The following is a 13,969-nucleotide window of genomic DNA, read 5'->3' on the forward strand; positions in this document are numbered from 1 at the left end:
AAATAGAAACTTAGTCTTTTCTATTTAATAAGTATCTGTAATCTTCAAGGCTTAATCCTCCAGTGTAAATTGCTATAGATCTTTTTATCAAATCTCTTGCAAGTTCTGTAGTGTACCCAAGTCCGATAGCGTATTTTTCAATTAAGAAACGCTCGTGATCGTCAATTACATTGTCTGCAAATATAATTTGAAACAAATCGTGCATACGCTCTAAACGTCTTTCAGCCGAGTTAGGAGGGTTTATAGGATATTTTAAAGGATTCTTTATGATTTCGGCATATTCAGATTCTACAATATCTAATTTGCGCGCCAATCGCTTAAGCATTTTCTCTTCCTCATGGTTGATTTCACCATCAACCGCAGCCATATTAACTATTGAAGCAAAATGGCCTAAATTTCGGGAATGCTCCCCGCTCTCAAATAAATCTGTAAATGACATAATTTGGTTTTAAATATCCTACAAATATAAAACTTGTAAATGAAATTTACGACAAAAGCAAAGCAATCTATTTTTTAGCTGTAGGTATTATTTAATTGCATTGATATAAACTTTTCTTAATTGAGAGCCCATCGGCTAAGACTTTCTTTAATTTTAAAGAGATATAAAAATAAGAAAGTGTACCAACCGCTATTAGTTTTTAATGAAAAAGGCATCTATTGTCAACAAGCAGATGTGTATATAGATGCTTGGAAACCTGTGGATAAGTGTATAATTACCCACGGTCACGCAGATCATAGTCGTTGGGGACACAAAAAATATATCACTCATAAAAATAACGTTCCAATTATTAAACACCGATTGGGTGAAATTGTAGTTTCTGGAAAAGAATGGAACGAATCTTTTACAATAAATGGCGTTAAATTTTCACTTCATCCAGCGGGGCATATTGTAGCATCTTCACAAGTGAGGGTGGAGTACAAAGGAGAAGTATGGGTGTTTACAGGAGATTTTAAAACTGAAGATGATGGCATAGCCGAACCTTTTGAACTTGTAAAGTGCAATACTTTTATTACCGAGTGTACATTTGGAATTCCCGCCTTTAAATGGACTCCTCAAGAGGAAGTTTTTTCGGATATCAATAATTGGTGGGCGGCAAATAGGGCTGAAAATAAAACTTCAGTTCTCTTCGGATATTCTTTAGGGAAAGCACAACGCCTACTTAAACATCTAGACCCTAATATTGGAAAAATCTACACCCATGGAGCCATAGAAAATATGACTCAAGTTTTACGAGAGAATTATGATTTTCATCAAACAACTCGAGTTACCCGAGATACTAAAAAGGAAGACTTATTAGGAAATATAGTTATAGCCCCTCCAAGTGCGCACGGCGGAACTTGGATTAGAAAAATGGTGCCTTTTGTTACTGCTAGTGCTAGTGGATGGATGACATTTAGAGGCGCGAGAAGACGAAGAGCAATAGATAGAGGGTTTGTGCTAAGCGACCATGCAGATTGGGACGGACTGCTTACTACAGTTAAAGAAACAGGTGCCGAAAAAGTAATTGCCACCCATGGTTATACCGAAATTTTCTCTCGTTATCTACGTGAAGAAATGGGACTAGATGCACGTACCGAAAAAACGCAATACGAAGAGGAAGGTAGCGAAACCCTGAAAAAAGAAGAGGATGACATTTCGCCTTCGCTCAGTGGTACTACACAAGCCAAATTTAATGAAGACGAATAATGAAAGATTTTGCCCGACTCATAAAAAAACTAGATAGCACCAATAAAACTACTGAAAAGGTGGCGGCGCTTACGGCTTACTTTCAAACGGCGAATGATGAAGATAAGTTATGGACAATTGCAATATTATCGCATCGACGGCCAAAACGACCTGTAAATACTTCATTATTGCGAATATGGGCTACAGAAATTAGTGAAATTCCTCTTTGGCTTTTAGAAGAAAGTTATCATATAGTTGGCGACCTTGCCGAAACAATCGCTCTCATTTTACCTAGTAAAGAACAAACAGAAGAAACAACAAAGTCCTTATCGCAATTTATCCTTGAAATTATAGCGCTTCGAACGCTTCCTGAGGAGGAAAAGAAGAAATACTTACACGAAAATTGGCTTGCATTAAATTATTTTGAACGTTTCGTTTTTAATAAAATCATTACGGGAAGTTTTAGGATAGGCGTGAGCCAGAAGTTGATGACAAGGGCACTTTCAAAGGCTACAGAAATTGACGAAGATATTCTCGCTTATAAGCTAATGGGAGATTGGACGCCACAGAAAACCACTTTCAAAAAGTTAATTTTAGAACACAACGAGGAGGATTACCTAAGTAAACCTTACCCTTTTTACCTTGCTTATGCAGTTGAAGATAATTTTCAAGAAGATTTAGGGTCGATTTCCGATTGGAGTTTTGAGCATAAATGGGATGGCATTAGAAGTCAGGTAATCATAAGAAATGACGAGGTTTTTGTTTGGTCCAGAGGAGAGGAATTAGTAACCGATAAATATCCTGAATTTCAAAAGTTTCTCTCTGTAATTCCCAATGGAACTGTAATTGATGGTGAAATTCTACCTTTTGGAAATGGCGAAATTGGAAATTTTAATGCCCTTCAAACAAGAATTGGACGGAAAAATTTATCCAAAGCGCTTTTAGAGAAAACCCCAGTGATTTTGAATGCTTATGATTTATTGGAATGGAATGGAGAAGATATACGGCAGATGCCTTTTTTAGAACGAAGAAAAATCCTAGATAATCTCATTCAAGGAATTGATAGTTTAGAAATTGGAATATATTTAAGTGAAACTATGAGCTTTAATACTTGGGAAGAAGCTTCGGCAGAACGAGAGTTATCACGAGAGAAGCGCAGCGAAGGTCTAATGCTAAAACGAAAAGACTCCCCGTATTTAGTCGGGAGAAAAAAAGGCGATTGGTGGAAGTGGAAAATTGATCCTTTTACTATTGATGCTGTTTTAACTTATGCCATGCGTGGGCACGGGCGTAGAGCTAATTTGTATACCGATTACACATTCGGACTTTGGCATGAAGGTGAGTTAGTGACTTTTGCTAAAGCCTACTCAGGGTTAACAGATGCAGAATTTAGACAAGTGGACGCGTGGATTAAACGAAATACCTTGGAACGTTTTGGCCCAGTAAGAAGTGTAACTCCTCATCACGTTTTTGAAATTGCCTTTGAAGGAATAGCAGAAAGCAGCCGCCATAAAAGTGGAGTTGCAACACGTTTTCCAAGAATTTTAAGATGGCGAAAAGATAAACCCATAGAAGAAGCTAATACGCTAGATGATTTAAAAGCCTTAATTCCGAAGTAATCCATCAAAGCTATGCTTTAAACAAAGTAAGGTTTCTCTCCTTGTCAAACAGGGGTGTCAGATTTGGTAACGGGGTGGTTGAAGCGATATTTTGATTAAATTGAAGCTATGAAAAAGCAAATTCATAATCTTAAAGAAATGGAGGTCTACCGCAAAGATTTGCGAAATAATTCAACCTCAGCTGAAGCTTTTTTATGGAATCATTTAAAAGGCTCTAAACTCTATGGCAGAAAATTTAGAAGGCAACATAGTATCGAGCATTATATAGTTGATTTTTATTGTCCTTCAGAAAAACTTATTGTGGAGCTTGACGGTCAAATTCATTTAAATAATACAGCCGATGAATATGATAGAAAACGAGAAATGGATTTGGAGAATTTAGGGTTTACAGTTATACGTTATGAAAATAAAATGGTTTTCGACTTTTTACCATCTGTTTTGAAGGATATATCGGACCATTTTAAAATTAAAGAGTAACCTATAAAAGCTTTGCTTTTAAACCAAATAAGGTTCCCCTCCTTTCCAAGGAGGGGTGTCAGCTTTGCTGACGGGGTGGTTGAAGCCTAATTACTAACAAACTAAATAATTTGAATAACAAGCAACTCATATCATTAACAATCTCATGGTTCCAATCCAAATCCTGGACCCCATTCCCATTCCAAAAACAAACTTGGAAGGCATTTTTGGACGGGAAACACGGGTTGTTAAACGCTCCCACCGGAAGCGGAAAAACTTATGCCTTATGGGCTCCTATAGTGCTGCAGTATTTAAAAGAAAACCCAGATTACAAAACGAAACACACCAAAGGAATTAAAGCTATTTGGATTACGCCTTTACGCGCGCTTTCAGTAGAAATTCAACAATCAGCACAACAATTTGCAGATGATTTAGGTACTGGGATGACTGTTGGAATTAGAACTGGCGACACCTCACAAAGTGAACGTGCAAAGCAAAAACGCCAGATGCCGGATTTGTTGATTACAACACCTGAGAGTTTAATGCTGCTATTGGCTTCAAAAGGCTACGAAAAAATGTTTAAAACGCTCACTGCTGTGGTGGTAGACGAATGGCATGAACTATTAGGTAGTAAGCGTGGAGTGCAGATGGAGCTCGCACTTTCGAGATTAAAAACTATATCGCCAAACATGAGAATTTGGGGGATTTCTGCAACTATCGGAAACTTAGAAGAGGCTCAAGATGTCTTGTTAGGAATGGATTCTGATTTCAGAAAGAATTCAATATTGATTAAAGCGAAAGAAAAATCTAAAATTCAGGTCCGTTCTATAATTCCCAAAAAGATGGAAACTTTTCCTTGGAGCGGACATTTGGGTTTACACCTATTAGAAGAAATTGTTCCTATCATTAAAAGCAGTAAAACCACGATTATTTTTACAAACACCCGTAGACAATGTGAAATTTGGTTTCAGAAATTATTAGAAAAACATCCAGAATTTGCTGGTGAAATCGCTATGCATCACGGTAGTATTGGAAAAGATACGCGTCTTTGGGTAGAGCAAGCGATACGTAATGAATCGCTACTAGCGGTAGTTGCTACCTCTAGTTTAGACTTGGGAGTAGATTTTGCACCTGTGGAAACCGTTATTCAAATTGGTGGCCCCAAAGGGATAGCCAAATTTCTTCAACGTGCCGGGAGAAGTAACCACCGACCGGGAGAACCTTCGGTAATATATTTTCTTCCTACTCACGCACTTGAACTTTTAGAAGCATCAGCTCTGAAAAAAGCCGTAAAAGATGAGGTTGTGGAAGACAGGACTCCATATTTACTAAGTTTTGACGTTTTAATTCAATATTTAGTGACCCTTGCCGTAAGTGATGGATTTTTTCCTAAAGATATTTACTCAGAAATAAAAAAAACGTTTTGTTTTCAAGGAATTACAGACGAGCAGTGGAATTGGTGTCTTAATTTTATAACAGTAGGAACTCAAAGTTTACAAGCCTACGACGAATACAAAAAAGTGGAAGTTACTCCCGAAGGGCTTTTTAAAGTAGAGAGCCGACGAATAGCAATGATGCATCGCCTTAGTATTGGAACTATAGTAAGTGACTCTATGATGCTTGTAAAGTATGTTTCGGGAGGGTTTATAGGAACAATTGAGGAGTGGTTTATTAGTAAAATGAAACCTGGAGACACTTTTGTTTTTGCGGGGAGAACCTTAGAGTTGGTTCGTATTAGGCAAATGCAGGCACAAGTACGAAGAAGTAATAAACGCACTAATAATATTGTGAGTTTTATGGGTGGCCGCCTACCGCTTTCCTCACAGATGAGTAAAATTCTTCGAGAAGAAATGCAAAGCGCTCGCTTGCCTGAAGCAAATCGTAAACAAAGCATACCTGAATTAAAGGCCTTAGATCACATTTTTGAAAGACAAGAGCGTGAAAGTATAGTCCCAGGTGAAAATGAATTTTTGATAGAAACGTTTAAAACTCGTGAAGGTTACCACTCGCTTTTTTATCCCTTTGAAGGGCGATTTGTTCACGAAGCAATGAGTAGCTTATTAGCTTATCGAATTAGTTTGTTGTCTCCCATAACCTTTTCATTGGCTTACAATGATTATGGGTTTGAACTCTTGAGCGACCAATTTTTAGATATTCAGACTATATTAGATAACAATCTTTTTACAGATGAATATCTCTACGACGATCTCTACAAAAGTTTAAATTCCACGGAATTGGCTCGTCGAAAGTTTCGTGATATTGCGGTTATAAGCGGAATGGTTTTTCAAGGCTACCCGAATAAAGCGGTTAAAACAAAACACCTACAAAGCAATAGTCAGTTGTTATTTGATGTGTTTAGAGATTATGAACCGGATAATTTATTATATCTTCAAGCCTATCGTGAAACATTTGAACATCAACTGGAAGAAGGTCGATTGCGCAAAGCTTTAGAACGTATTAACTCCCAAGAAATAGTTTGGAAACAATGCGAAAAAGCGACTCCGTTTAGCTTTCCGATAATTACAGATAGACTCCGAGAAAAGCTATCTTCAGAAAAACTAGCTGATAGGATTAAAAGAATGACTTTGCAACTAGAGAAATGATTCAAACTATCGAAATAAATAATAATATTTTTCAACTACACCCAAGTGGTGCTATTTATTGGGTGACCAATAAAATGTTGCTTATCGCAGATGTGCATTTGGGGAAGGTGCTTCATTTTAGAAAATATGGCGCGGCTATTCCGGCAAGTGCTGCTTATAAAAACTTTGAAGCACTCACAGAGGTTGTAAATCATTTTGAGCCGAATACAGTTTGTTTTCTAGGCGATTTGTTTCATAGTTCATTAAATAAGGAGTGGAGGGAATTTGAAAAATGGGTAGAATATTGCAAGGCAAAAGTTATTCTAGTTTCAGGGAATCACGATGTTATTCCCCAATATTTATACGAGGATTTGGGAGTAGAAGTTATAGATGAATTAGTAGTGGACGATTTTCATTTAACCCATCATCCCTCTGAAATTAATAAAGGTTTTAATTTTTGTGGTCATGTACATCCTGGGATAAGAATGAAAGGTATGGGGAGACAATTTGTGAAACTCCCTTGTTTTTATAAAACTGAAAATCAGCTTATTTTGCCGGCATTCGGAAACTTCACAGGGAAATATATATTAACACCTTCTAGTAATGATGAGGTGTTTGTAATAGTAGAGGGAGAAGTAATTTGTGTATCACGTTAAATAAAATAATTATGAAAAAGACTTTACAAATCGCTAATATCATAGCTTTCGTAGCTACTGTTTTTATTAATTATTTCGCCAATACTGGAAAAATGAATGGAACTACAGTAGGAGAGGTATCGAATAATATTAATTCCCTTTTAACGCCCGCAGGCTATGCCTTTTCAATTTGGGGCATTATTTATTTAATGTTGTTGGGCTTTGTCGTTTATCAATGTAGAAGTCTTTTTACTAAAGTGCGAGATGATCAATTTATATTAGATACAGGTTGGTGGTTTGTAATATCGTGTCTCGCCAATTGTTTGTGGATTACCTTATGGATTTACGGATATATAGGTTATTCAGTAATTGCAATTTTTATACTTCTCTTTTCAATTTTGAAAATTGTAATGAAAAACCGAATGGAACTTTGGGATGCTCCAATTTCTGTAATTGCATTTGTTTGGTGGCCATTTGTGTTTTATAGTGGATGGGTTACCATTGCAAGTGTCGTAAATGTAGCTGCTTATTTAAAAACTATACACTGGAATGGATGGGGAATAAGTGAAGTTACTTGGACAGTTGTAATGATTGTTATTGCGGGAATAATAAATTTAATAGTTACTTGGAAAAGAAATATGCGTGAGTTTGCTTTGGTTGGAACTTGGGCCTTAGTAGCTATAGCAGTTGCAAATTGGGATGAAAACAAAATTGTTGTTTATGTGTCTTTATTAGTGGGGGTAATACTATTTATAAGTAGTAGCTATCACGCATTTAAAAACCGTGAAACGAGTCCGATTAATAAGTATAAAGAATATTTAAAGAATTGAGTTTAATTTATAAAAGGATGGATGTTTTTAATTTTAAATTATTAATATGTCTTTTATGTTGTGATATTTAAAATAAACCAATTAAGACATTGCTAATTATGTTAAAGTTTTATTTTGCTTCCTTTGTAAAATGCTGATTTTGCTGACTTTTTGATTTTTTATTAATGAAATGATATTTTATTTGTTAAAATAATTGTTTTATATCTTTTATTTAAGTGGATTTTAGTTTTATTTTGTATAGGTAAATCAAACATTAACTGAATTATTCACTAAATCAAAGTAATCATGAAAAACATTTACAAAATTGTTTTTTCAATGTCCTTATCATTACTTTTCTTACCTGGACATGTTTCCGCGCAAGAAAAAGATGATATAAAGAAAAGCAATAATCAACAACAAGGACTAGTAGTATTCGATGCTTCTCACTCGTATTCCCTTCAAAATTCAACTACAATTTTTAAGGATGTTTTAAATCCCTCCCCACAAACTTCCTTTACTACACTAAGACAAGAGCAAGATCATTTAGGTTTTACTCATAAAAAGATGCAACAATACCACAAGGGTATAAAAGTTGAATTTGCAACGGTAACATTAAGTAGTAAAAATGGTAAGGTTCAAACACTAAGCTCTGCTTATTTTCCTATAGAAGATGACTTAAACACTAGCCCTTCAATTAGCAGTAATCAAGCTTTATCTAGAGCAATGAGTCATGTGGGTGCTAGTTCCTATATGTGGCAGCATCCAACTGAAGCAGCTTTATCTAATTATTCAAAACCTACAGGAGAATTGGTGATTTTACCAGCTCTTGAGAATATTAACAATGCAAATCGCTTAGCTTATAAATTCGACATTTACGCAACGGCTCCTCTATATAGAGCAGATGTTTATATAGACGCTAAAACAGGTCAGTTTATAATGGAAAACAAGCGAATTCACCATGCAAACGTACCTGCAACAGGAACTAGTCTTTACAATGGCAATGTATCTTTTACTGCAGATAACGCATCTGGACCTTACCGCTTACGTCAAACAGCCAGTGGTGGAGGTATTCAAACTTTTGATTTAAATAATGGCACCAATTATAACAATGCTTCAGATGTAACAAGTAATTCTACAAACTTTACTGGCAATGCTACTGGTGTGCAAGCACATTGGGGAGCCGAAAGCACTTGGAATTATTTCAATCAAAAGCATGGAAGAAACTCTTATAACAATGCAGGTGCAGTTATAAAATCTTATGTAAGCTATTCTAGTAACTATGTAAATGCTTTTTGGGATGGTAGCCGAATGACTTACGGAGATGGAGATGGAACCAACTATGGTCCATTAGTTTCATTAGATATTTGCGGTCACGAAATTACTCACGGTGTTACAGAATATTCAGCGAACCTTGTTTATAGCTACCAATCAGGAGCTTTAAATGAATCGTTTTCAGATATTTTTGGAGAATCTATTGAAAAATATGCTTCAGGAACAAACGATTGGTTGATGGGAGACGATATAGGAGCAGGTGGAAGCGGTGGAGCGTTGCGCTCTATGAGTAATCCTAATGCTTTTAATGATCCTGATACCTATCAAGGAACCTATTGGCATACAGCATCAAGTGATAACGGAGGAGTTCATATAAACTCTGGAGTACAGAACTTTTGGTTTTACGTGTTGAGCGTAGGTAAAAGCGGTACAAATGATAAAGGAGACAGCTATAACGTTACAGGAATTGGAATGGATAAGGCAGCAGCAATTGCATACAGAAACCTTACTGTTTATCTAAATTCTAACTCGCAATATAGCGACGCTAGAAACGGAGCAATCCAAGCGGCGAAAGATCTTTATGGCGCTGGAAGTGTTGAAGAAATTGCAACTACAAATGCGTGGTATGCAGTTGGAGTTGGTGCAGCTTACGGTGGCGGCGGCGGAGGTGGTAGCGACTACTGTGCTTCACAAGGAAATAATGTAAATGATGAGTATATCAGCAGAGTTCAATTAAACACTATTGACAATGCTTCTGGAGCTCAGAAATACTCAGATTTTACAAGTATCTCTACTAACTTACAAGAAGGATCAACTTACACTATTACTGTTACACCAACTTGGACAGGAACTACATACAACGAAGGTTATGCTGTTTGGATTGATTATAATGGAGATAATGATTTTAACGATGCAGGAGAACTTGTTTGGTCTAAGGCAGCTTCAAAAAACACACCTAATAGCGGAACATTTACAGTGCCTTCTGGAACTGTAGGAGGCGAAACTAGAATGCGTGTTTCTATGAAGTACAACGGAATACCAACATCTTGTGAAACATTTAGCTACGGTGAAGTTGAAGATTATACAATTAATTTAGGTTCAGCTGGCCCAGATACACAAGCTCCAACAGCACCTACTAGCTTAGCAGCTTCAAATGTTGCGCAAACTACACTTTCACTTTCTTGGAGTGCATCTACGGATAATGTGGGTGTTACAGGATATGAAGTTTTTCAAGGCAGCTCAAGTTTGGGTACGGTAACTGGAACTTCAGCAAATATTACTGGATTATCACCAGCTACGGCTTATTCATTTAAAGTACGTGCATTCGATGCTGCTGGAAATAACTCTGGTTATAGCAATACTGTAAATGTTACAACGCTTTCTAATGGTACTGTAGAATATTGTAATTCTAAAGGAAACAACTCTAATTATGAGTGGATTGATCTTGTTAAACTGAATAACTTAAACAATCCGTCAGGAAATGATGGTGGTTATAAAGACAATACCAATATGTCTGCAAATGTGCCTTATGGCTCAAATACAATTCAAATAAGTGCAGGGTTCTCTGGTAGAGGTTATACTGAATATTGGAAAGTTTGGATTGATTACAACCAGAATGGAACTTTCGATTCTAATGAACTTGCAGTAAGCGGTTCGTCTAGAAGTAGCGGAACGTTAAGCGGAACTTTTAATGTGCCGTCTACAGCTCTTGCAGGACCAACAAGAATGCGTGTTTCTATGAAATACAATAGCTCACAAACTGCTTGTGAAACATTTAGTTATGGTGAGGTAGAAGATTATACTGTTGTAATTGGAGCGAATAGTGTTGCACCGCAAGGATTTAATGGTGGTGACTCTGTTTCTTCTAATATAACGCTATATCCAAACCCAGCTAAACACTATCTAAACATTGCGTTATTAGACGCAGTAGGTAAAGATTATGTAATCTATAATGTAATGGGGCAAGTAGTAGGTAAGGGAGCATTTACTGAAAACTTAGATGTTTCTTCCTTACAAAACGGAGTTTATATGTTAGAGATAAACACCGAAGACTCAAAAATGATGAAGCGATTCGTTAAAGAGTAAGTATTTTTTTTCATTAGCAAAGAGGCCCGGTTCAAATTTGAACCGGGCCTCTTATTTTTTATGTCTTTTAAAACTTATAGTGGAGCTCCCACTTGTATATCACATCTATGACCTGGTTGTCCGTGAGGAGGGTTTATTTTACCTTCACCAGATGCCTGAATAGGGCTTGATGTGTTTGTGTTCATTGGCTTAGCTTTTATAGTGCTAGATCCAGTGCCATTTAAAGGTGCGCCAACAGGAATTGTACAATCATGCCCCGGTTGTCCGTGAGGAGGATTAACAGCTAAATTCCCGCTTGAATTTGTTGATCCCTGAGTTTGGGTTGGAGCTACATTCTGTAAAGCTTGCTTTTTTTGTTCAAGTGTAACTTCTTGTGGAGTTTGTGTTGTGCTCTCAGTCTTAGTTTCTTTATCATTACAAGAAACGAATAATAATGCTGAAGCAGCGAATAAGGTTAGAAATGATTTTGATTTAATTTTTGAAAATAACATACTTCTCTTCTTGTTTAATTTATGACCGCTAAAACTACAAAAAATTACACAGAATCACTCGTAGTACATTATAGATCAATTTTTAATGCTAAACGGAGAGTATTTCATCGTTAGTTAAAATCTCTTCATTTCTGAGTCTTAAAAAAATTTGAGCAACTGCAATAGTATCTTTTTCGCAGTAAACGATTATTCTGTCAATGTCTTTTTCTTCATAATAAACAGTGCCCACTTGGCTACCGTCGATGTCGTCTTTAGGTGATGGTATTCCCAGTACGTGTGTCATTAGTTTAAGTGAAGTAAAGGTTTTATAATCGCCAAACTTCCATAGTTCTAGCGTGTCTAGGTGAGGAACTTCCCAAGGTTTTTTCCCGAAAAGGTCAAGTTTATATGGAATTTCAATTCCGTTAATTATCATTCGTCTAGCAATATATGGGAAGTCGAATTCTTTCCCATTATGAGCGCAAAGTAGATGATTAGGTTTGTTGAAATGTGTGTCTAGAAGATTTTTAAAGTCTTTTAAAATCTTTACTTCATCCCCGTGAAAACTGGTAACTCGAAAATTTCTAGTATCACCTTTAAGCACAAAATACCCAACAGAAATACAGACTATTTTACCAAATTCAGCCCAAATTCCTGCTCGATCGTAGAATTCTTCGGCTGAAACTTCATCTTTTCGTTGATATTTGCTTTTAAGTTCCCACAATGATTTTGTGGTATCATCAAGCTCATCATAATATTGATGCTGAGGTACGGTTTCGATATCCAAAAACAGGATGTTTTCTAAATTAATGCGCTTTATCATAATGATGAGATTTATCTCCAATGCTTCATTAAAGCTACAAAAAATTAAAATCTTTAACCATAAAACAAATGTAGCTACGATAGATTTACTTATCGCAGCTACACTTATAAATTAGTTTGTTGAAGTCCTTTAGTCAATAATATCAAACCCACAATAAGGAACTAAAACTTCTGGAATTTTAATTCCATTCTCTGTTTGGTAGTTTTCAAGAATTCCTGCCAATACACGAGGAATAGCTAAAGAGCTTCCATTTAATGTGTGTACAAGCTTGTTTTTGCCATCAGAATCTTTAAATCGAAGCTTTAATCTATTTGCTTGGAATGTTTCAAAGTTTGATACTGAAGAAATTTCCAACCATCTATCTTGTGCAGTTGAAAACACTTCAAAATCATAGGTTAGGGCAGAAGTGAAACCTAAGTCACCACCACATAATCTAAGGATTCTATAAGGTAATTCTAGTTCGCGAAGAATATCTTGCACGTGCTCTACCATACCATCTAAAGCCTTATAAGAATTATCTGGATGTTCAACGCGTACAAGCTCTACCTTGTCAAATTGGTGTAAGCGATTTAGTCCGCGAACGTGAGCGCCATAACTTCCAGCTTCTCTTCGGAAACAAGGGGTGTAGCTAGTGCAAGTAATCGGTAAATCTGAACTGTTTAATAAATCTCCTCTAAAGAGATTCGTAATTGGAACTTCAGATGTAGGAATTAAATAAAGGTCATCAACCCCTACGTGATACATTTGCCCTTCTTTGTCTGGTAATTGCCCAGTTCCGTACCCAGATGCCTCGTTTACTAAAAGTGGTACTTGGTATTCGGTGTAACCAGCTTTAGTGTTCTTATCAAGGAAGTATGTAATAAGTGCACGTTGTAAACGAGCGCCTTTTCCTTTATATACAGGGAAGCCTGCTCCGGTTACTTTAACGCCAAGTTCGAAGTCTATTAAATCGTATTTTTTTGCCAACTCCCAATGCGGTAATGCACCTTCATGAAGGGTTGGAACCTCACCTTCTTTGAAAATTTCTTCGTTGTCATTTTCATCAGTTCCAGCGGGAACCAAATCGTTTGGAATATTTGGAAGTGTATATAATAACTCTTGCAACTTTTCGGCTGCAGCAAGCATTTTTTCATTCAATTGCTTAGACGATTCTTTTAAAGCAACTGTTTTTTCTTTTAACTCATTTGCTTTTTGAACTTCTCCGCTTTGAAAAAGTTTTCCAATTTCTTTAGAATAGGAATTGCTCTGTGCCAAAACATCATCTAACTGCGCTTGTGTAGAACGGCGTTCTTCATCATAAGTCAATACATCTTCTAATGTTGAAGCAGCATCAATACCACGTTTAGCAAGTGCTTGGATATACTTTTCTTTGTTTTCGCGAATGTCGGTTACTTGTAGCATATTCTATAATATATTTTGAATTGGCTAAGTTACAACAGACTCAAAAGGTTTTCAAATGCTTTGTGGTCTTTATTTATAAAAATGAAGAATTAACTGTGATTTAGAATGGAAATAAAAGCTTCGCTTGCTAATCTAAGCTTCCATTAGCTAA

Annotated in this window: 11 protein-coding genes; 7 read left to right on the forward strand and 4 right to left on the reverse strand. The window is 36.4% G+C overall.

Annotated features, from left to right (window positions below; translation table 11 throughout):
- Nucleotides 1-10 precede the first annotated feature (10 nt).
- On the reverse strand, nt 11-439 hold the full coding sequence (locus G3A46_RS02125; RefSeq protein ID WP_165145628.1) for a TerB family tellurite resistance protein: 429 nt from the start codon (nt 437-439) through the stop codon (nt 11-13).
- Nucleotides 440-616: 177 nt separating this feature from the next.
- Between G3A46_RS02125 and G3A46_RS02130 the strand changes: the two genes are divergently transcribed.
- From G3A46_RS02130 to G3A46_RS02160, 7 genes are all read left to right on the forward strand, one after another.
- Nucleotides 617-1,687 carry a ligase-associated DNA damage response exonuclease gene (locus tag G3A46_RS02130; RefSeq protein ID WP_165145631.1) on the forward strand — a complete coding sequence of 357 codons (1,071 nt, stop codon included), beginning with the start codon at nt 617-619 and terminating at the stop codon, nt 1,685-1,687.
- Nucleotides 1,687-3,285 (forward strand): ATP-dependent DNA ligase, encoded by a 1,599-nt coding sequence (locus G3A46_RS02135; RefSeq protein WP_165145634.1) that lies wholly within the window; start codon nt 1,687-1,689, stop codon nt 3,283-3,285. Before G3A46_RS02130 ends, G3A46_RS02135 begins: the two co-directional genes overlap by 1 nt.
- Before the next feature lie 108 nt (nt 3,286-3,393).
- Complete coding sequence (locus G3A46_RS02140) at nt 3,394-3,762, forward strand: endonuclease domain-containing protein (RefSeq protein WP_165145637.1); 369 nt, start codon at nt 3,394-3,396, stop codon at nt 3,760-3,762.
- 110 nt (nt 3,763-3,872) lie between these two features.
- Nucleotides 3,873-6,344 (forward strand): ligase-associated DNA damage response DEXH box helicase, encoded by a 2,472-nt coding sequence (locus G3A46_RS02145; RefSeq protein WP_165145640.1) that lies wholly within the window; start codon nt 3,873-3,875, stop codon nt 6,342-6,344.
- Nucleotides 6,341-6,979, forward strand: coding sequence for a ligase-associated DNA damage response endonuclease PdeM (gene pdeM / locus G3A46_RS02150; protein WP_165145643.1), 639 nt, complete (start codon nt 6,341-6,343; stop codon nt 6,977-6,979). The genes G3A46_RS02145 and pdeM overlap by 4 nt, the downstream gene beginning before the upstream one ends.
- A gap of 11 nt (nt 6,980-6,990) precedes the next feature.
- Complete coding sequence (locus tag G3A46_RS02155; RefSeq protein ID WP_165145646.1) at nt 6,991-7,788, forward strand: tryptophan-rich sensory protein; 798 nt, start codon at nt 6,991-6,993, stop codon at nt 7,786-7,788.
- A gap of 285 nt (nt 7,789-8,073) precedes the next feature.
- Entirely contained in the window at nt 8,074-11,124 is a 3,051-nt protein-coding gene (locus G3A46_RS02160; protein ID WP_165145649.1) for a M4 family metallopeptidase, read from the forward strand.
- Between the two features lie 74 nt (nt 11,125-11,198).
- On the opposite strand, the gene G3A46_RS02165 is transcribed toward G3A46_RS02160, so the two are convergent.
- From G3A46_RS02165 to serS, 3 genes are all read right to left on the reverse strand, one after another.
- A complete protein-coding gene (locus tag G3A46_RS02165; RefSeq protein WP_165145652.1) occupies nt 11,199-11,615 on the reverse strand; it encodes a hypothetical protein in 417 nt (138 codons plus the stop codon).
- Nucleotides 11,616-11,703: 88 nt separating this feature from the next.
- Nucleotides 11,704-12,417: a 3'-5' exonuclease gene (locus G3A46_RS02170; RefSeq protein WP_165145655.1), complete on the reverse strand. Its 714-nt coding sequence runs from the start codon at nt 12,415-12,417 to the stop codon at nt 11,704-11,706.
- Between the two features lie 129 nt (nt 12,418-12,546).
- A complete protein-coding gene (gene serS / locus G3A46_RS02175) occupies nt 12,547-13,818 on the reverse strand; it encodes a serine--tRNA ligase (protein WP_165145658.1) in 1,272 nt (423 codons plus the stop codon).
- Nucleotides 13,819-13,969 lie beyond the last annotated feature (151 nt).

It is taken from the genome of Aequorivita sp. KMM 9714 (genome assembly GCF_011065475.1).
In the GTDB taxonomy this organism is placed as follows: domain Bacteria; phylum Bacteroidota; class Bacteroidia; order Flavobacteriales; family Flavobacteriaceae; genus Aequorivita; species Aequorivita sinensis.